The organism is Xanthomonas sp. NCPPB 4037, assembly GCF_041475695.2.
In the GTDB taxonomy this organism is placed as follows: Bacteria; Pseudomonadota; Gammaproteobacteria; order Xanthomonadales; family Xanthomonadaceae; genus Xanthomonas; species Xanthomonas campestris.
The window spans coordinates 2,575,144-2,593,087 of the sequence record NZ_CM191261.1; the positions used below are offsets into that span (position 1 = coordinate 2,575,144).

General features: G+C 65.3%; 18 protein-coding genes. 8 read left to right on the forward strand and 10 right to left on the reverse strand.

Annotated elements, in window-relative coordinates; genetic code table 11:
- Nucleotides 1-16 precede the first annotated feature (16 nt).
- Nucleotides 17-307, forward strand: a complete 291-nt coding sequence (locus ACCQ01_RS11510; protein ID WP_014507946.1) for a hypothetical protein — start codon at nucleotides 17-19, stop codon at nucleotides 305-307.
- Between the two features lie 75 nt (nucleotides 308-382).
- Here ACCQ01_RS11510 and eutC read toward each other — a convergent pair whose 3' ends face one another.
- The 7 genes from eutC to ACCQ01_RS11545 all read right to left on the reverse strand — a co-directional run bounded on the left by eutC (nucleotide 383) and on the right by ACCQ01_RS11545 (nucleotide 7,887).
- A complete protein-coding gene (gene eutC, locus ACCQ01_RS11515; protein ID WP_228432670.1) occupies nucleotides 383-1,201 on the reverse strand; it encodes an ethanolamine ammonia-lyase subunit EutC in 819 nt (272 codons plus the stop codon).
- Nucleotides 1,198-2,607, reverse strand: coding sequence for an ethanolamine ammonia-lyase subunit EutB (locus ACCQ01_RS11520; RefSeq protein ID WP_228432671.1), 1,410 nt, complete (start codon nucleotides 2,605-2,607; stop codon nucleotides 1,198-1,200). The genes eutC and ACCQ01_RS11520 overlap by 4 nt, the downstream gene beginning before the upstream one ends.
- Complete coding sequence (gene eat, locus ACCQ01_RS11525) at nucleotides 2,604-3,968, reverse strand: ethanolamine permease (protein ID WP_228432672.1); 1,365 nt, start codon at nucleotides 3,966-3,968, stop codon at nucleotides 2,604-2,606. Before eat ends, ACCQ01_RS11520 begins: the two co-directional genes overlap by 4 nt.
- An 829-nt stretch (nucleotides 3,969-4,797) precedes the next feature.
- Complete coding sequence (locus ACCQ01_RS11530) at nucleotides 4,798-5,643, reverse strand: M23 family metallopeptidase (protein ID WP_228432673.1); 846 nt, start codon at nucleotides 5,641-5,643, stop codon at nucleotides 4,798-4,800.
- The gene (locus tag ACCQ01_RS11535) at nucleotides 5,643-6,992 is read right to left on the reverse strand and encodes a dihydroorotase (RefSeq protein ID WP_070691248.1); all 1,350 of its coding nucleotides are present in this window, start codon (nucleotides 6,990-6,992) and stop codon (nucleotides 5,643-5,645) included. The genes ACCQ01_RS11530 and ACCQ01_RS11535 overlap by 1 nt, the downstream gene beginning before the upstream one ends.
- Nucleotides 6,989-7,270, reverse strand: a complete 282-nt coding sequence (gene yidD / locus ACCQ01_RS11540) for a membrane protein insertion efficiency factor YidD (protein WP_228432674.1) — start codon at nucleotides 7,268-7,270, stop codon at nucleotides 6,989-6,991. The genes ACCQ01_RS11535 and yidD overlap by 4 nt, the downstream gene beginning before the upstream one ends.
- Nucleotides 7,271-7,275: 5 nt before the next feature.
- Entirely contained in the window at nucleotides 7,276-7,887 is a 612-nt protein-coding gene (locus ACCQ01_RS11545) for a hypothetical protein (RefSeq protein ID WP_267132068.1), read from the reverse strand.
- A gap of 172 nt (nucleotides 7,888-8,059) precedes the next feature.
- On the opposite strand from ACCQ01_RS11545, the gene dksA reads away from it, so the two are divergent.
- Nucleotides 8,060-8,365 carry an RNA polymerase-binding protein DksA gene (gene dksA, locus ACCQ01_RS11550; protein WP_228909003.1) on the forward strand — a complete coding sequence of 102 codons (306 nt, stop codon included), beginning with the start codon at nucleotides 8,060-8,062 and terminating at the stop codon, nucleotides 8,363-8,365.
- A gap of 418 nt (nucleotides 8,366-8,783) precedes the next feature.
- Nucleotides 8,784-9,320, forward strand: a complete 537-nt coding sequence (locus ACCQ01_RS11555) for a S41 family peptidase (protein WP_228432676.1) — start codon at nucleotides 8,784-8,786, stop codon at nucleotides 9,318-9,320.
- Nucleotides 9,321-9,464: 144 nt separating this feature from the next.
- Here the strand turns inward: ACCQ01_RS11555 and ACCQ01_RS11560 are convergent, their stop codons facing one another.
- The 3 genes from ACCQ01_RS11560 to cysS form a co-directional block, all read right to left on the reverse strand.
- Complete coding sequence (locus ACCQ01_RS11560; RefSeq protein ID WP_114998854.1) at nucleotides 9,465-10,715, reverse strand: MFS transporter; 1,251 nt, start codon at nucleotides 10,713-10,715, stop codon at nucleotides 9,465-9,467.
- A complete protein-coding gene (locus ACCQ01_RS11565) occupies nucleotides 10,712-11,149 on the reverse strand; it encodes a SufE family protein (RefSeq protein WP_016944485.1) in 438 nt (145 codons plus the stop codon). Before ACCQ01_RS11565 ends, ACCQ01_RS11560 begins: the two co-directional genes overlap by 4 nt.
- 293 nt (nucleotides 11,150-11,442) lie before the next feature.
- On the reverse strand, nucleotides 11,443-12,876 hold the full coding sequence (gene cysS / locus ACCQ01_RS11570; protein ID WP_228432677.1) for a cysteine--tRNA ligase: 1,434 nt from the start codon (nucleotides 12,874-12,876) through the stop codon (nucleotides 11,443-11,445).
- A gap of 156 nt (nucleotides 12,877-13,032) precedes the next feature.
- Here cysS and ACCQ01_RS11575 point away from each other — a divergent pair, with 156 nt between their 5' ends.
- From ACCQ01_RS11575 to ACCQ01_RS11595, 5 genes are all read left to right on the forward strand, one after another.
- Nucleotides 13,033-13,548: a hypothetical protein gene (locus ACCQ01_RS11575; RefSeq protein WP_042599283.1), complete on the forward strand. Its 516-nt coding sequence runs from the start codon at nucleotides 13,033-13,035 to the stop codon at nucleotides 13,546-13,548.
- Nucleotides 13,549-13,857: 309 nt separating this feature from the next.
- On the forward strand, nucleotides 13,858-14,877 hold the full coding sequence (locus tag ACCQ01_RS11580) for an N-acetylornithine carbamoyltransferase (protein WP_042599282.1): 1,020 nt from the start codon (nucleotides 13,858-13,860) through the stop codon (nucleotides 14,875-14,877).
- Nucleotides 14,874-15,344 (forward strand): OsmC family protein, encoded by a 471-nt coding sequence (locus tag ACCQ01_RS11585; protein WP_228432678.1) that lies wholly within the window; start codon nucleotides 14,874-14,876, stop codon nucleotides 15,342-15,344. Before ACCQ01_RS11580 ends, ACCQ01_RS11585 begins: the two co-directional genes overlap by 4 nt.
- 30 nt (nucleotides 15,345-15,374) lie before the next feature.
- On the forward strand, nucleotides 15,375-16,568 hold the full coding sequence (locus ACCQ01_RS11590; RefSeq protein WP_011037391.1) for an argininosuccinate synthase: 1,194 nt from the start codon (nucleotides 15,375-15,377) through the stop codon (nucleotides 16,566-16,568).
- A 243-nt stretch (nucleotides 16,569-16,811) separates the two neighbouring features.
- Entirely contained in the window at nucleotides 16,812-17,912 is a 1,101-nt protein-coding gene (locus ACCQ01_RS11595) for an acetylornithine deacetylase (RefSeq protein WP_228432679.1), read from the forward strand.
- The last annotated feature ends 32 nt before the right edge of the window (nucleotides 17,913-17,944 follow it).

Sequence of the window (17,944 nt, forward strand, 5' to 3'; positions counted from 1 at the left end):
CTACAGGAGAAGCACGATGCAGCAGATTGAAGTAGGCCAGATGGTGTTCTTGCGCGATGGCGAAGTGGGCGTTGGCGCGGTGCGCGAAGTGCGCAGCAACGGGGCCGAGTTGGTGATCAATATCGAAAACGGTGGCGACTTCATCGTGGCCACCTCGGTGGTGCGCGATGTGCATTCTGGCAAGGTGATGCTGGACGTGGAACAGCTCCCCGAATCAGTGCGCGCCGCCTTGCGCAAACCGCACGAGAACGAATTGCCCACCAGCACCTATGCGGCCAGCGATCCGCAGGATGGCGCGCTCAAGTAAGCGCGCGTATCAGCTTGGTGATTTGGAAACGAGCGCGTGGCGCCGCCGATTCAGGCAGCGCCATGCGCTCTTCGCTTATTCGGGCAGCAGGAAGTTGCGCGGCGCCGCTTGCGATGCGGTATCGGTGCCCAGCAGTGGGCGATCCGCCTCGTCCTTGAGCTGCACGCCGGAGAGTTTGCGTCTGAACGCCTCGCGCAGCAGGTAGCCGAGTTTGTGGCTCGCCTCGGCATAGCTCAGGCCTTCGCCACGGATATTGGAAATGCAGTTGCGTGCCGCATCGGTATGGCCAACACGTGGCGCATAGGTGAGATACAGCCCCAGGCTGTCCGGCGAGCTGAGCCCCGGGCGCTCGCCAACCAGCACGATCACCGCCTGCGCCTGCAGCAGTTCGCCCACCTCATCGCCAATCGCCACGCGGCCTTGCGCAATCAGGGTCACCGGCGCCAACGACCATCCTTCGTGCGCGGCCAGCGCATCGATCTGCTCCAGCATCGCGCCTGCATGCCGATGCACCGCCAGTGCAGACAGACCATCTGCCACCACCACCGCCAGATCCGCGCCACCGCCATGCACGGCGGTCGTGCCACGCAGCTGTTCGGCCGCCTCATCGCTCAGGCGGCGGCCCAGGTCGGGCCGTTGCAGATACAGATGACGGTCGGATGCCGCGCTATGCAGCAACACGCTGCGGCGGCCGCGCTGCTGCAGCACCGCCTGCAACGGCGCAGGATCGAACGCCAGGTGCACGGCATCGCGCGCCTGCGCATGCGCAAGCTGGAAGTCCAGATGCGAAGCGGTCGGCAGGCTGGTGCCGGCTCGCCCCAACGCGATGCGGGCCGGTGTGAGCGCGCGCAAGCGTGCCCACGCATCGCGGGGCGGTGTGGTTGGCGTGCTCATCCGCGTGGCTCCGCATCCAGCTGTGACAGCGCCTTGCGAAACGGTGCCGGCATTTCACTGCCCAACTCGAACCGGCCATCGCGCAGGCGCAGGATGCCTTGCGTGTCCAGCCAGTGTTCGAACTCCGGCGCGGGGCGCAGGCCCAACGCCTGCCGTGCGTACAGTGCGTCGTGGAAGGAGGTGGTCTGGTAGTTGAGCATCACATCGTCCGAGCCCGGAATGCCCATGATGAAGTTGATGCCGGCGGTGCCGAGCAGGGTCAACAGCATGTCCATGTCGTCCTGATCGGCTTCGGCATGGTTGGTGTAGCAGATGTCGCAGCCCATGGGCACGCCGAGCAGCTTGCCGCAGAAATGGTCCTCCAGCCCCGCACGGATGATCTGTTTGCCGTCGTAGAGATATTCCGGGCCGATGAAGCCCACCACGGTATTGACCAGCAGCGGGTTGAACTGGCGCGCCACCGCGTAGGCACGCACCTCGCAGGTCTGTTGGTCCACGCCATGATGCGCATTGGCCGACAGCGCGCTGCCCTGGCCGGTTTCGAAATACATCACGTTGTTGCCCACGCTGCCGCGCTGCTGCGACAGGCCCGCGTCCAGCCCTTCCTGCAGCAACGCCAGGTTGATGCCGAAGCTGGTGTTGGCCGCTTCGGTGCCGGCAATGGACTGGAACACTAGATCCACCGGCACGCCGCGGTTGATCGCATCGATGGTGGTGGTGATGTGCGCGAGCACGCACGCCTGGGTGGGGATGCCGTAGCCAGTGATCACCGCATCGAGCATGCGCAGCAGCGCGGTGGTCGCGGCCAGGCTGTCGCTGGCCGGGTTGATGCCGATCACCGCATCGCCGTTGCCGTACAGCAGGCCATCCAGCACGCTGGCGGCAATGCCAGTGGCATCGTCGGTGGGATGGTTGGGCTGCAGGCGCGTGGACAGGCGGCCACGCAACCCTAGCGTGTTGCGGAAGCGGGTGACCACGCGGGTTTTCTGCGCGACCAGGATCAGGTCCTGCACCCGCATCAGCTTGGAGACGGCCGCCACCATTTCCGGCATCAGCCCCGGTGCCAATGCCGCCAGCGCGTCGTCGTCGGCTTGCGCGCCCAGCAGCCAATCACGAAACCCGCCAACGGTGAGGTGCGCCACCGGCGCGAACGCGGCAGCATCGTGCTGATCAACGATCAGGCGCGTGACCTCATCACTTTCATACGGCACCACCGCCTCATCGAGGAAATGCCGCAGCGGCAGCTCCGCCAGCGCCATCTGTGCGGCGACACGCTGCAGCTCGGAGTGGGCCGCCAGCCTGGCCAGCTGATCGCCCGAGCGCGCGGGCGTGGCCTTGGCCAGCAAGTCCTTCAGATCGGCGAAGCGGAAGCGCTCGCCGCCGGCACTGAAGGCAAATCCACTCATCCTGCGATACCCCCGGCGTTGGCGCCGCCACGCAAGCTCAGCAGGCAACACACCGCACCGAACAGCAGCAGGCCGACGAAGACCAACGCCACCAGCGGGTTGAACCAGACCATCGCCACCAGGCACACCAGCGCCAGCAGCAAGGCGATCGCCGGCACCACCGGGTAGCCGGGCGCACGGAAGCTGCGCTCCAGCGTGGGTTCGGTGCGGCGTAATTTGAACAGGCTGAGCATGCTCATCACATACATCACGATGGCGCCGAACACGGACATGGTGATCATGGCCGCGGTCAGCGACATGCCCTGAATCTTCACCACGCTGTCGCTGCAGATGGCCGCAATGCCGATCACGCCACCGGCCAGGATGGCCCGGTGCGGCGTGCGGAAACGCGACAATTTCGCCAGCCCGTGCGGCAGGAAGCCGGCGCGTGCCAACGCGAAGAACTGCCGCGAATAGCCCAGGATGATGCCGTGGAAACTGGCCACCAGGCCGAACAGGCCAATCCACACCAGCATGTGCAACCACGTCGAGCTGTTGCCCACCACCGCCTTCATTGCCTGCGGCAACGGGTCGTTGATGTTGGACAGTTGGCGCCAGTCACCGACGCCGCCGGCAAACACCATCACACCCAGCGCCAACACCACCAGGGTAAGAATGCCGGCGATGTAGGCGCGTGGAATGGTCCGCTTGGGGTCCTTGGCTTCTTCGGCGGCCATCGCCGCGCCCTCGATCGCCAGGAAGAACCAGATCGCAAACGGGATCGCGGCGAAGATGCCGGAGATCGCCGCCGGCCCGAACTGATTGCTCCCGGCCCAGCCATTGGCGGCAAAGCGCGCCACGCTGAAACCCGGCGCAACCACGCCCATGAACACCAGCAGCTCGATCACCGCCAGCAAGGTCACGATCAACTCGAAGGTGGCCGCGATCGCCACACCCACGATGTTCAAGCTCATGAAGATCACGTACGCCCCGATCGCGGCGACGCGTGGGTCCAGCGTGGGGAACTGCACATTGAGATACGCGCCAATGGCCATGGCAATGGCCGGTGGCGCGAACACGAATTCGATCAAGGTCGCCAGCCCGGCGAGCATGCCGCCATAGGTGCCGAACGCGCGCAGGCTGTAGGCGAACGGGCCGCCCGCATTGGGGATGGCCGTGGTCAGTTCGGTGAAACTGAAAATGAAGCAGGTGTACATCACCGCCACCAGCACCGTGGTGACCAGAAATCCCAAGGTGCCGGCCGTGCCCCACCCATAACTCCAGCCGAAATATTCGCCTGAAATCACTAGCCCGACTGCAATGCCCCACAGTTGCCAGGTGCCCAGGGTCGGCTTGAGTTGCTCGTTGCTCATGTCGCACATCTCCTGCGGTCGGGGGAGGGGAGACGAAGCGCGTCGGTTGCCAGGACTGGGCCGCGACACGGACTGACCGTCGCTGGCTGATCGGCCGCTGTCACCGGCAATGATCGACGCTCTCCCGGTTATACCCCAAAGCCCGGCGACGGACACAAGCGCAGCGGGTAGGTGTGGTGCAACGTGGTGGCGTTCCGATCTTTATTAACTTTCCTGATGCTTGACCTCCGGTTCCGGAGAGACAGGCCCAGCTCCCGGTTCCCGGTCTGGTCTGGTCTGGTCTGGTCTGCGAGTTCAGCATGTCTGCCCTGTGCTCGCGCAGTGGCACTAGCGTGTCGTTGGCTCACGCTTTTAGTGCCGCATAGCCTCGCACGCGCAGCAAATCCATTCGATCAATCGACAAGTGGGTGGAATCACCGACAGGCCGCTGTGCGGCCGCAATTGCTGAAAGCCCCTCTCCCTGCGGGAGAGGGTTGGGGTGAGGGTACGGTTGCTTAGTTAACCAGCAGCCGGCGCGGCCTCATCCGGCGCTACGCGCCACCTTCTCCCGGTGGGAGAAGGGAGGTGTCCACGGGTGGCTGTGAGCGTGCACGGGTTGAGCGCTTGATGCGCAGACACTGGCATTGCCACAGCCCACAGCCCAGGCATTCGATCAATCAACAATTGTAAGCAATCGTCGACGACACGCTTCGCTGCCGGCAAGTGAAAGCCCCTCTCCCCGGGAGAGGGGTTGGGGTGAGGGTACGGTTACTCAGTTGACCAGTAGCAGCCGCACCCTCATCCGGCGCTACGCGCCACCTTCTCCCGAGGGGAGAAGGGAAAAGCCGCCCACTGGCACTTACTTCCCGCGCTCAAGCACCAACAAGGGATCAATCCGCACGTCGAACCAATTCATCCCCCAATGCAGATGCGGCCCGGTCGCGCGCCCGGTGGCGCCCACCGCGGCGATGACCTGCCCCTGTTCCACGCGATCGCCCACCTTCACGTCGATCCGCGACAGGTGCAGGAAGTTCGAACTGATGCCGAAGCCGTGGTCAAGCAGCAACGTGCCGCCGGTCAGGTACAGATCCGGTGCCGCAAAGGTCACCACGCCAGCGGCGGGCGCCTTGACCGGCGTGCCGGTGGGCACGGCGATATCCATGCCCGAATGACCGGCGCCAGGCTGGCCGTTGTACACGCGCGCATTGCCGAAGCGGCCGCTGATGCGGCCCTGCACCGGCCACACGAAGGGCTGCGCAAAATCGGCGCGTGGGTCGTCGCGATCGCGTGCGGCAGTGACCTGCGCCTGCTCGCGCTTGATGCGCTCGGCAATCGCTGGTGGTGGGTTGACGGTCTTTGGCGGCACGCCGTTGACGCGCTCCACCGGCCAGTCGCGCGGAGTGACCGCGATGGTTGCGGTCTCCTTTCCACCATCGGCGCGGGTGATCTGCACCTGCAACGGGCCGGTGGCGTCACGGCCGATGCCGAACACCACGCTGCCATAGCCGCTCACGCGCAGCGCGCGGCCGGCGTACTCGACCCGGCTGCCCGCCGACACCTTGCCGATCACCATCGCCCCTTGCGAGGCGCTGGCCGGAAACACCACGCGCCCGTCTGCAGCGGCGGGCTCCTGCGCAGACACCGGCACCGTGAGCAATGTGCACGGCGCCAGCGCAAGCGCCGCGCCCATCAGCAGTGCACGCATCAGCGGTCGAAGGTCAGGCGCTGGCCGGCGGCACTGCCCACCAGCTGTTCGCCATCCCATACCTGCTGGCCGTTGACCCAGGTCGCAGCGATGCGTGAGCGGAAGGTGGTGCCTTCGAACGGCGACCAGCCGCACTTGGACAGCACCTGTTCGCGCTTTACGGTGAACGGCGTGTTGTCGATCAGCACCAGGTCGGCGAAGTAGCCTTCGCGCAGGAAGCCGCGCTGCTCCACATCGAACAACTGCGCCGGCGCATGCGCGAACTTCTGCACGATACGGGTGATCGGCAGCTTGCCTTCATGCACGAGCTCCAGCGCGGCGACCAGCGCGTATTGCACCAGCGGCAAGCCCGAGGGTGCCTGCGCATACGGCTTCTGCTTTTCGTCCCAGGTATGCGGGGCATGATCGGTGGCGAGCACGTCGATGACGTCTTCGGCCAAGGCCTCGATCAATGCCAGGCGGTCCTCGGGATCCTTGATCGCGGGGTTGCATTTGATCAGGTTGCCCAGGCGCGCGTAATCGCTGCGGTCAAAGCGCAGGAAATGGATGCAGGTCTCGGCGGTGATGCGCTTGCGCACCTTGCCATCGGCATCCACCAGCGGGCCGGCTTCGAACAACATCAATTCATCGGCGGTGGAGATGTGCAGCACGTGCAGGCGGGTGTTGTGCTTGCGCGCCAGCGACACCGCCAGCTGCGAGGACTTCAGGCAGGCTTCGCGCGAGCGGATGTCCGGATGCATCTCGGCAGTCAACGCCTCGCCGTACTTCTCCTTGTAGGCGGCCATCGTGGCATCGATGGTGGGGGTGTCTTCGCAGTGGGTGATGATCGGTGTGGGAGCGTCGCGGAAGATCGCATCCAGCGTCTCGGGGTTGTCCACCAGCATGTTGCCAGTGGAGGCGCCCATGAACACCTTGATGCCGGGTGCGGTCTTGGGGTCCAGCGACTGGATGTGGGCCAGGTTGTCGTTGCTGGCGCCCATATAGAAGCCGTAGTTGGCCCAGGCGCGCCCGGCGGCCGCATCGTACTTGGCCTGCAGCGCGTCGGCGTTCAGGGTCGGCGGATTGGTGTTGGGCATGTCCATGAAGCTGGTCAGGCCACCGGCCACCGCGGCGCCGGATTCGGTGGCGATGTCGCCTTTGTGAGTCAGGCCCGGCTCGCGGAAGTGCACCTGGTCATCGATCATCCCGGGCAGCAGCCAGCGGCCGGCCGCATCCACCACGGTGTCGCCGGCAGCCGGTGCGATATGGCTGTCGATGCGGGCGATGCGGCCGCCTTCGATCAGGAGATCGGCGTCGAACTCCTTGCCTTCATTGACCAGGCGGGCGTTGACGATGACGGTTCGGCTCATGGATGGGGTCCTTTGCAGCGGCAGGAAGAGGGGGAAGATGCGGGCGCATCAGGGACGGGGTCGAACCCGCCCGGATGGAACGGATGGCAGCGGCCCAGGCGGCGTGCAGCCAGCCAGCTGCCGCGGAGCGGACCGAAGCGAGCGATGGCAGTCACCGCATACTCCGAGCAGCTGGGCGCAAAACGGCAGCGCGGCCCCAGCAGGGGGCTGATGAACCGCTTGTAGAAGCGCAGCAGCGCGATGAGCAGGCGTCCGATCACTTGCCAATGATATGCCACTTGGATTAATACGTGGTTGCCGGGGGTCTGTGGGGTAGGCTATAAAGGCCCGCTTTCCCGGGCCCCGGGGGAACCAAGGAAGAGCGTTTCGTGGCTGCTAAAAAAACTGCACAAAAGGCCGTCCAGGCCGCCAAGAAGTCCGCCAAGCCTGTTGCCAAGAAGGCCGCGGCGCCTGCCGCTGCCAAGCCGGCCGCCAAGCAACCGGTTGCCAAGAAGGCACCTGCGACCAAGACCGCTGCCAAGCCGGCGCCGGCCTCGAAACCCGCAGCGCCCAAGCCCGTGAAACCCGTCGCCAAGAGTGCTGCCAAGCCGGCGGCGAGCAAGGCAGCTCCGGCTGCCGCCAAGCCGGTCACCAAGCCGGTGGCCACCAAGTCCGTACCGAAGCCGGCCACCACGCCGGCTCCGGCCAAGTCAGTCCCGGTCAAGGCTGCCAAGCCCGCGCCCGCACCGGCCCCCAAGGCCGTCCCTGCAAAGCCGGCGAAGTCTGCGACCCCGTCATCCAAGAATCCCGTGCCCGTTTCGAAATCCTCAGCAAAAACGCCAACCAAAACCGAAGCCCCCGCCAAGCCCGCCGCGACCCGTCCGGTCGGCAAGGTGGCCGTGGCCGTGACCTCCAAACCGTCGGGCTCGACCCCGAAGGCCAAGTACAAGGTCGTCGATTACAAGACCGACGAAACCACCGGCCGCCCGATCCTGCCGCAGGGCTACAAGCCCTCCGCGGACGAGGAGTACATGAGCAAGCTGCAGCAGGAGTACTTCCGTCAGCGCCTGCAGCGTTGGCGCAACGAGATGGTGGAAGAGTCCAAGCAGACCATCGAGAACCTGCGCGAAGAAGTGCGTGACATCGGCGACGAAGCCGAACGTGCCACCCGCGAAACCGAGAACTCGCTCGAGCTGCGCGCGCGCGACCGTGCACGCAAGTTGATCTCCAAGATCGACAGCACGCTCAAGCGTCTGGAAGACGGCGACTACGGCTACTGCGTAGACACCGGCGAAGAGATCGGCCTGGACCGCCTGGAGGCGCGCCTGACCGCCGAGCGCACCATCGACGCCCAGGAGCGTTGGGAACACCTGCAGAAGCAGCAGGGCGACTGATCACCCGTTAGGGCGGTTGTCTATTGTTGCGACCAAGCCCCGCCTAGTGCGGGGCTTTTGTCGTGGGCTGCGCGACCGGCGGTGGTCAAGGGCAACTTCGCATTCGACAAGGTCCAGCGCCTGCCCGGCAACATCGGCTACGAGAAGTTCCGCCTCTTCGCCTACCCGTATCTGGCGCCGCAACCGCGAGTTCGGCAATGGACTTCGTCGCTAATACCGATGCGCTGATCATTGACCTGCGCGATAACGCTAGCGGCGACCCGGCGACCCGGCGACCCGGCGATGGTGGCGTAGCTGGCCAGCTATCGTTTTGACACGCGCGTGCGCTTGCACGACATCGTGACCCGCAAGGGCAGGGTGACCTAGCAGGCCTGGACCACGCCGGGTCTGCCAGCGCGGCTTTTGGTGGCAGCAACCGGTGTACCTCCTGAACAGCCAGCAGACCTTTTTGGCAGCCGAAGACGTTGCTTATGCGCTGCAGGCGCTGGCGCTGGCGCGCGCCACGGTGGTGGGCGAGGTCACCGCTGGCGGTGCGCATCCAAGCCGCGGCTTCAAGATCAGCAACCAGGTTGTTGCGGTGGTGCCCTACGCCCGGTTAGTGAGCCCGATCACCCGCGACAATTTGGAGCGCAGTGGCGTGATCCCCGACTTGGCGGTGCCGGCCGCACAGACGCAGCAGACGGCCTACCGATCAGGCGTGCAGGCGCTGATCGCTAGGGCGGCCAATGAAGGCGAGGCCGCGGGCTTGCGGGCGTTGCTGGAGGACCCAGCCAGTAGTTGTGTAATGGTCGCACGTGCATCGCTTCACGCGCGACAGCAACGTCTTTGTAGGAGCGCGCTTGCGCGCGAGAGGCGTCCGCGGGAATGCCCTCGTGCGCAAGCGCGCTCCTACGTGTGGCATGCGTTGATCGAGACGTTGGCCAATCTACGGATCGCCAAGAAGCGGCCGCGGTAGTTGCGCTACGCTGCTGTCTTGCTGGCTCTCCATGCGGCGCCAGCGGCGCTAAGCGTTGCTAGTAGCGGCTGTTCGCACGACCGTAAGTGCGGTCCTAATTTCGCGAGCAGGCGCACGCAAACCCGACCACGCTACATGTAGCGGCTACTGCAGATCGCGCAGATCCAGCTTGCGCAATTTCGGCGCCTTCCACGCAGTGGTCGCCACCACGCCCAGGGTCACGCAGCCACCGATCACCACCGCCGGCACCAGGCCGACCAGTCGCGCCATCACCCCGTCGTAGAACGCGCCCAGCTCGTTGGACGAGCCGATAAAGATGCCGTTGATCGAGGACACCCGGCCGCGCATCGCGTCCGGCGTGGCGAGCTGCAGGATGGTTTGCCGCACCACCACCGACACGCCGTCGCACATGCCGTAGGCCAGCAGGATCGCCGCCGATAACCAGAAGTGGCGCGACAGGCCGAAGGCGATCGTGCACAGCCCGAACCCAGCCACCGACAGCAGCAGGATGCGCCCGGCGTTGCGCTGCAGCGGGTGCCGCGCCAACCACACGCCGACCAGGATCGAGCCCAGCGCAGGTGCGCCGCGCAGGATGCCTAGCCCTTCCGGCCCGTAGTGCAGGATGTCGTGGATGAAGGCCGGCAGCATCGACACCGCACCGCCGAGCAGCACCGAGAACATGTCCAGCGCCATCGCGCCGAGCATGATCTGGTTGGACAGCACGAACTGCGCGCCTTCGGCAATGCTGCGGAAGATCGGCGCACGCGGGCCTGCGTTGACCGGCTCGGTCACGCGCAGCAGGAACAGCGCCAGGATGGCCACCAGCGCCACGCTTGCCGCTACGCCATAGGCCAGGCCCTTGCCACCCCAGGCGACCAGCACGCCGCCCAGCGCCGGGCCGATCACCATGCCGGCCTGGAAGGTCACGCTGCCGATGCTGGCGCCACGCGCGAAGGCCTCGCGCGGCAGGGCGCGTGCGAACAAGGCGTTGTATACCGGCGACAGGAACGAGCGCGCGGCGCCGGTCAGCGCGATGGCCGCATAGATCGGCCACACGCCGTTGACGGGCAACCAGCCATGCGTGATGGCCGTCAGGATCAGGGCGGTGGCCACCAGGCCCAGCGCGGCCGTCATGCCGAGCCGGCGCCGCGGCAGATGGTCGACCAGATACCCGGCGAACGGCGCGATGCAGAAGAACGGCAGGATTTCCGCCAGCCCGATCAATCCCAGCGACAGCGGACTGCGGGTGATCTCGTAGATGTGCCAGCCCACCGTCACCGCAACGATCTGGTAGGACAGCATCGCGCTGACGCGGTACAGCAGGATCAACCCGAAGCCGGGGTAGGTCAGCAGCGTGCGCAGCGAGGCTGCCGGTGACGGCGTGGGCGTGCTCACTGCTGCGCGCGGGCGGTGTCGCGGATGAAGGCCAGCATCGCGGCCACGCCATTGCTGCGGGTCGGTGAGAGGTGCTTGGCCAGGCCGATCCCGGCGATGTAGTCCGGCTCGGTCGCCAGGATCTCCTGCGCGCTACGGCCCGAGTACACGCGCAGCGCCAGGTAGATCAGGCCAGAGACGATCGCCGAATCGCTGACCGCGTGGAAGTCCAGGCGCTCGGCATTGCCCTCCGGCACGATCCACACCATCGACTGGCAGCCGTGCAGGCGGTGTTCTTCGCTCTTCCACTGTTCCGGGAAAGTGGGCAGCTTGCGGCCCAGGTCGATCAGGTACTGGTAGCGCTCGGACCAGTCGCCGAAGAAGGAAAACTCCTCGGCGATGGTGGCTTGCGCTTCGACGGCGGTGGGTTCTAGCGGGAAGGGGGTGGTGGTCATCAAAACTCCAGAATCATTCGCAAAATCCAGGGTCGTTCGGTCAAAGCCCCTCTCCCTTCGGGGCGAGAAGGCACGGTTTGCGCGCCACTGGCGCGCGGGCCTTGGAGCGCCCGCGCCGCCAGCGCGGGCCGGGGCGCGGAGCGGGGGTTGGGGCGAGGGTACGGGCGAAGCTTCGCTGGAGTTCGATGCGGGTGGCTTCGCTCTTACCTCAAAAAAATCGATGCACGTGGCTTCGCTCGCACCCTCATCCGCCCCTGCGGGGCACCTTCTCCCGGAGGGAGAAGGGAATAAAGTCATGCACGCTTCCAGCGCACGCCTTGTGGGGTGTCTTCCAGCACGATGCCTTCGTCGGCCAGCTGCTGGCGGATGGCATCGGCGTGAGCGAAATCCTTGGTTTTCTTTGCGGCATTGCGCTCTTCGACCAGCGCAGTGATACGCGCATCGTCGCCTGCATCAGTGCTGGTGCCAGCCTTGTTGCCACGCGATAACCAAGCGGCCGGATCTTGTTGCAACAGTCCCAGGGCCAAGCCAGCGCCGAGGAGTTCGGCTTTGGCTTTCTTCACGGCGTCGGTGCTGCCGGTCTGCTCGCTGTCTGGCCCGCCTGGCGGTGCAAACTCCTTCAGTGCGCGACGCGCCCGGTCAGCAAATTTTGCCAGCACTCTGAGAGCCAGCGGCGTATTGAGGTCTTCGTTCAATGCATCTTCAATCTCGTCAGGGATCGAAGCTTGAACTTCATCAAAAGCCTTCAAACGATTCAGCAGTTTGTACAAGCCGTCGAGCCTGTTGGTCTCGGTCTCAATCAAGCCATCCGACCAATCCAAGGGCTGGCGGTAATGCGCACTCAACAACGCGCAGCGCAGCGCTTCAGGCCGGTGCTTGGCGATCAGGTCGTGCACGGTCTCGATGTTGCCCAGCGACTTGCTCATCTTGGCGCCGCTGAAGTTGAGCATGCCGTTGTGTAGCCAGAACCGCGCGAAGACGGCGCCGCCGTGGGCGCACTCGCTCTGCGCTATTTCGTTTTCGTGATGCGGGAACTGCAGGTCCACGCCGCCGGCGTGGATGTCGATGGTCGGCCCGAGGTGCGCGGCGGCCATTGCCGAGCATTCGATATGCCAGCCGGGGCGGCCGCGGCCCCACGGCGAGTCCCAACCGGGCAGGTCGTCGCTGGAGGGCTTCCACAGCACGAAGTCGCCAGGGTCGCGCTTGTAGGGAGCCACATCGACGCGTGCGCCGGCCAGCATTTCATCGGGATCGCGGCGTGACAGCTTGCCGTAGTCGGCAAAGCTGGCCACCGCGAACAGCACATGGCCTTCGGCGGCATAGGCATGCCCGCTGGCGATCAGCTGTTCTATCATCGCCACGATCTGCGGGATGTGCGCGGTGGCCTCCGGCTCGATATCCGGCGGCACCACACCGAGCGCGGCCATATCCTGGCGGTAGATCGCCGCGAAGCGGTCGGTGATGGTGGAGATCGGCACGCCCTGCGCCTGGGCGGCGGCGTTGATCTTGTCGTCCACGTCGGTGATGTTGCGTGCGTAGCGCAGCGCGCCATAGCGCCGGCGCAGCAGCGCCGCCAGCACATCGAACACCACCGGGCCACGCGCATTGCCGATATGCGCATAGTTGTAGACCGTGGGCCCGCACACATACAGGGTGGGGCTGGACGGATCGAGCGGTGCGAACGGCTCGACCCGCCGCGTCAGATTGTTGTGCAGGCGCAGGCTCATCGGCATCTTGGCGAGGGTAACTGGGCGATTCTAGCCGGTCGCGGCGATGCGGCGAACCGGCAGACAAGCGATGGCAACCGGATGGGCTGCGTTCAGCCCAAGGTCTCGCAAGCTCCATACACTTACGTATTGCTCTGCTCCGCCTCCTTGGTCCTGATGCGACTTCTCCCGTTCTCCATGCTGTGTGTGCTGGCCTGGCAGGCATTGCCGGTGCAGGCGGCAGAACCCGACGTGAAAAACCGGGTGGTCGTGATCGAAAACGTCAAGCTGGACTATGCCCAGGTGCTCAACGTGGAGCCGGTCTACCAGACCTTGCGCGCCACCCGCATCGAAGAGCAATGCGAGGCCGAGCAGGCCGCTGCGGTGGCCGCCGCGCCCGTCGAGTCCGGCGAAGGCCGCATCAACCGGATGATGGATTCGGTCAAGGAGATGTTCTCGCGCCAGCCCGAGCCGGCCGCCCCGGCAGCGGTGCCGCCGACCAGCACGCGGCGCAACTGCAAGGTGGTGGAGGTGCCGCGCGAGTTCCGCCGGCCGATCGCCTTCGACGTGGACTACGTCTACAAGGGCACCAAATACCGTTCCCGGCTGCCGGAAGACCCGGGCAACCGGCTGCGGATCCGGGTCTCGGTGACCCCGTACATTCCCGACGCCATCGTCGCGCCGCCGCGATGAGGCCCGCAGCGGTTGCGCCGTGCCCGCATGCGTGCGAGGATTCGCGCCCTATGCACGCAAACGCCTTTCAGCACGACACCAGCGCCGCCCGGATGGCCTCCGGCATGACGTCGCGTGCCCGCCGACCGGAATCCCACATTTTCGCTGGGTAACCGGAGCGTTTTGCTGCCTGTTTCGAAAACCCAGCCCGCGGCTGGGTTTTTTCGTTTCGGGCCCGGGAAAAGTTTCACTCGCAAGAACCGCGCATTCCGCGCAACCCGTCGCTCGCGGCGGACCACGCAGCAGAAGTACGCAGCAAAGGATCGATCGATGTCACTGAAGCACTTCTTGAACACCCAGGACTGGAGCCGCGCCGAACTGGATGCGCTGTTGACCCAGGCCGCGTTGTTCAAACGCAACAAGCTGGGAAGCGAGCTGAAGGGCAAGTCGATCGCGCTGGTGTTCTTCAACCCGTCCATGCGTACCCGCACCAGCTTCGAGTTGGGTGCGTTCCAGCTGGGTGGGCATGCGGTGGTGCTGCAGCCGGGCAAGGATGCGTGGCCGATCGAATTCAACCTGGGTACGGTGATGGACGGCGATACCGAGGAGCACATCGCCGAGGTGGCGCGCGTGCTGGGGCGCTACGTCGACCTGATCGGCGTGCGTGCGTTCCCGAAGTTCGTCGATTGGTCCAAGGACCGCGAAGACCAGGTGCTCAAGAGCTTTGCCAAGTATTCGCCGGTGCCGGTGATCAACATGGAGACCATCACCCACCCGTGCCAGGAGCTGGCGCATGCGCTGGCGCTGCAGGAGCATTTCGGCACCCAGGACCTGCGCGGCAAGAAGTACGTGTTGACCTGGACCTACCACCCCAAGCCGTTGAACACCGCGGTAGCCAATTCGGCACTGACCATCGCCACGCGCATGGGCATGGACGTGACCCTGCTGTGCCCGACCCCGGACTATATCCTGGACGAGCGTTACATGGACTGGGCGGCGCAGAACGTGGCAGAGAGCGGTGGCTCGCTGCAGGTCAGCCACGACATCGACAGTGCCTATGCCGGCGCCGATGTGGTGTACGCCAAGAGCTGGGGCGCATTGCCGTTCTTCGGCAACTGGGAGCCGGAAAAGCCGATTCGCGACCAGTACCAGCATTTCATCGTCGACGAACGCAAGATGGCGCTGACCAACAACGGCGTGTTTTCGCACTGCCTGCCGCTGCGTCGCAACGTCAAGGCCACCGATGCGGTGATGGATTCGCCCAACTGCATCGCAATCGACGAGGCCGAAAACCGTCTGCATGTGCAGAAGGCGATCATGGCAGCGCTGGTGGGTCAGAACCGCCCGTGAGCCACCACACGCATCGTTATGCCGCCCGTGTCACCTGGACCGGTGATCGCGGGCAGGGCACGCACAGCTATCGCAGTTACGGCCGCGAGCACGAGATTGCCATCGCCGGCAAGTCGCCGATCGTCGGGTCGTCGGACCCGCTGTTTCGCGGCGACGCGGGTCTGCACAATCCCGAGGACCTGCTGGTGTCGTCGCTATCGGCCTGCCACATGCTGTGGTACCTGCACCTGGCTGCCGAGTCCGGCATCGTGGTGCGCGGCTATGTCGACGATGCGATCGGCAGCATGTTCACCGACGCTGACAGCGGCCGTTTCAGCGAGGTGGTGCTCAAGCCCACGGTGACCATTTCCGCAGGCGACCCCGCGACTGCCGACGCCCTGCATCATCTCGCGCATCAAGCCTGTTTCATCGCCAATTCGGTCAACTTCCCGGTGCGCTGTGAACCGCGCATCGTGGTGACGGACTAACTTTTCTCCCTTGCCCCCAGGAACTTCGTCATGAGCAGCAAAGATATCGTCCTCGCTTTCTCCGGTGGCCTCGACACCAGCTTCTGCATTCCATATCTGCAGGAACGCGGCTATGCCGTGCATACCGTGTTCGCCGATACCGGCGGTGTGGATGCCGAAGAACGCGATTTCATCGAGAAGCGCGCCGCCGAGCTGGGCGCAGCCAGCCATGTCACCGTCGATGGCGGCCCGGCGATCTGGGAAGGCTTCGTCAAGCCGTTCGTGTGGGCCGGCGAGGGCTACCAGGGCCAGTACCCGTTGCTGGTGTCCGACCGTTACCTGATCGTCGATGCCGCGCTCAAGCGCGCCGAAGAACTGGGCACGCGGATCATTGCGCACGGCTGCACCGGCATGGGCAACGATCAGGTGCGTTTCGACCTGGCGGTGAAGGCGCTGGGCGACTACCAGATTGTGGCGCCGATTCGCGAGATCCAGAAAGAACACACCCAGACCCGCGCCTACGAACAGAAGTACCTGGAAGAGCGCGGCTTCGGCGTGCGCGCCAAGCAGAAGGCCTACACCATCAACGAGAACCTGCTGGGCGTGACCATGTCCGGCGGCGAGATCGATCGCTGGGAAGCACCGGGCGAAGGCGCACGCGGCTGGTGCGCACCGCGTAGCGCGTGGCCGACCGAAGCGTTGACGGTGACGCTGAAGTTTGTCGAAGGCGAGGCGGTGGCGCTGGACGGCAAGGCGCTGCCGGGCGCGCAGATCCTGGCCAAGCTCAACACCTTGTTCGCGCAGTACGGCGTGGGCCGTGGCGTGTACACCGGCGACACCGTGATCGGCCTGAAGGGCCGCATCGTGTTCGAAGCGCCGGGCCTGATCTCGCTGCTCACCGCGCACCGTGCGCTGGAAGATGCGGTGCTGACCAAGCAGCAGAACCGCTTCAAGCCGGACGTGGCGCGCAAGTGGGTGGAGCTGGTGTACGAGGGCTTCTATCACGACCCGCTCAAGACCGATATCGAGGCGTTCCTGAAGTCGTCGCAGTCCAAGGTCAATGGCGAAGTGACGCTGGAAACCCGTGGCGGCCGCGTCGATGCGGTGGCGGTGCGTTCGCCGCACCTGCTCAACGCCAAGGGCGCGACCTACGCGCAGTCGGCAGATTGGGGCGTGGAAGAGGCCGAGGGTTTCATCAAGCTGTTCGGGATGAGCTCTACGCTGTACGCGCAGGTGAATCGCTGAGGTTTCCAGGCACGTAGGCAAAGCCCCTCCCCCTCGGGAGAGGGGTTGGGGTGAGGGTACGGAGCGAAGCTCTCGCGATGTTCAGTGCACTAGGCTTCGCCCGCACCCTCATCCGCCCCTTCGGGGCACCTTCTCCCGAAGGGGAGAAGGAATCGCTTCGATGAGATTTACCAGTCGTTTGCGCGCCTCCGTGCTTTGCACACTTTCATCCAGCCGCCACTTCGGACCAATGATCAAACAGACATGACCGATCTACTCGCCTCCACCCTCGAACACCTGGAAACGCTGGTGTCCTTCGACACCCGCAATCCGCCGCGTGCGATCGCTGCCGAAGGTGGCATCTTCGATTATCTGCATGCGCAGTTGCCCGGTTTCCAGGTCGAGGTGATCGATCATGGCGATGGGGCGGTGAGCCTGTACGCGGTGCGTGGCACGCCGAAGTACCTGTTCAATGTGCATCTGGACACGGTGCCGGATTCGCCGCACTGGAGCGCCGATCCGCACGTGATGCGGCGCACCGAGGACCGGGTGATCGGCCTGGGCGTCTGCGACATCAAGGGCGCGGCCGCGGCGTTGGTAGCGGCCGCCAATGCCGGCGATGGCGATGCGGCGTTTCTGTTTTCGTCCGACGAAGAAGCCAATGACCCGCGGTGCATCGCGGCGTTTCTGGCGCGTGGCTTGCCGTATGACGCCGTGCTGGTGGCCGAGCCGACCATGGGCGAGGCGGTGCTGGCGCATCGCGGCATCAGCTCGGTGCTGATGCGCTTTGCTGGCCGTGCCGGGCATGCGTCCGGCAAGCAGGATCCGGCTGCCAGCGCGCTGCATCAGGCGATGCGCTGGGGCGGCAAGGCGCTGGATCATGTCGAGTCGCTGGCGCACGCGCGTTTCGGTGGGCTGACCGGTTTGCGCTTCAACATCGGCCGCGTCGATGGCGGCATCAAGGCCAACATGATCGCGCCGGCGGCCGAGTTGCGCTTTGGCTTCCGGCCGCTGCCGTCCATGGATGTGGATGGCCTGTTGGCGACTTTTGCCGGGTTTGCCGATCCGGCTGCGGCGCATTTCGAAGAAACCTTTCGCGGCCCCAGCCTGCCATCGGGCGACATCGCACGTGCCGAAGAGCGTCGCCTGGCGGCGCGCGATGTGGCCGACGCGCTGGACCTGCCGATCGGCAATGCGGTGGACTTCTGGACCGAGGCCTCGCTGTTTTCGGCCGGCGGCTACACCGCACTGGTTTATGGCCCGGGCGATATTGCCCAGGCGCACACCGCCGACGAGTTCGTGACGCTGGCGCAGTTGCAGCGCTACGCCGAGTCGGTCAACCGCATCATCAACGGCTCGCACTGAGCCTGCGTTCCGCGCCTGGCGCGGCCATTCCT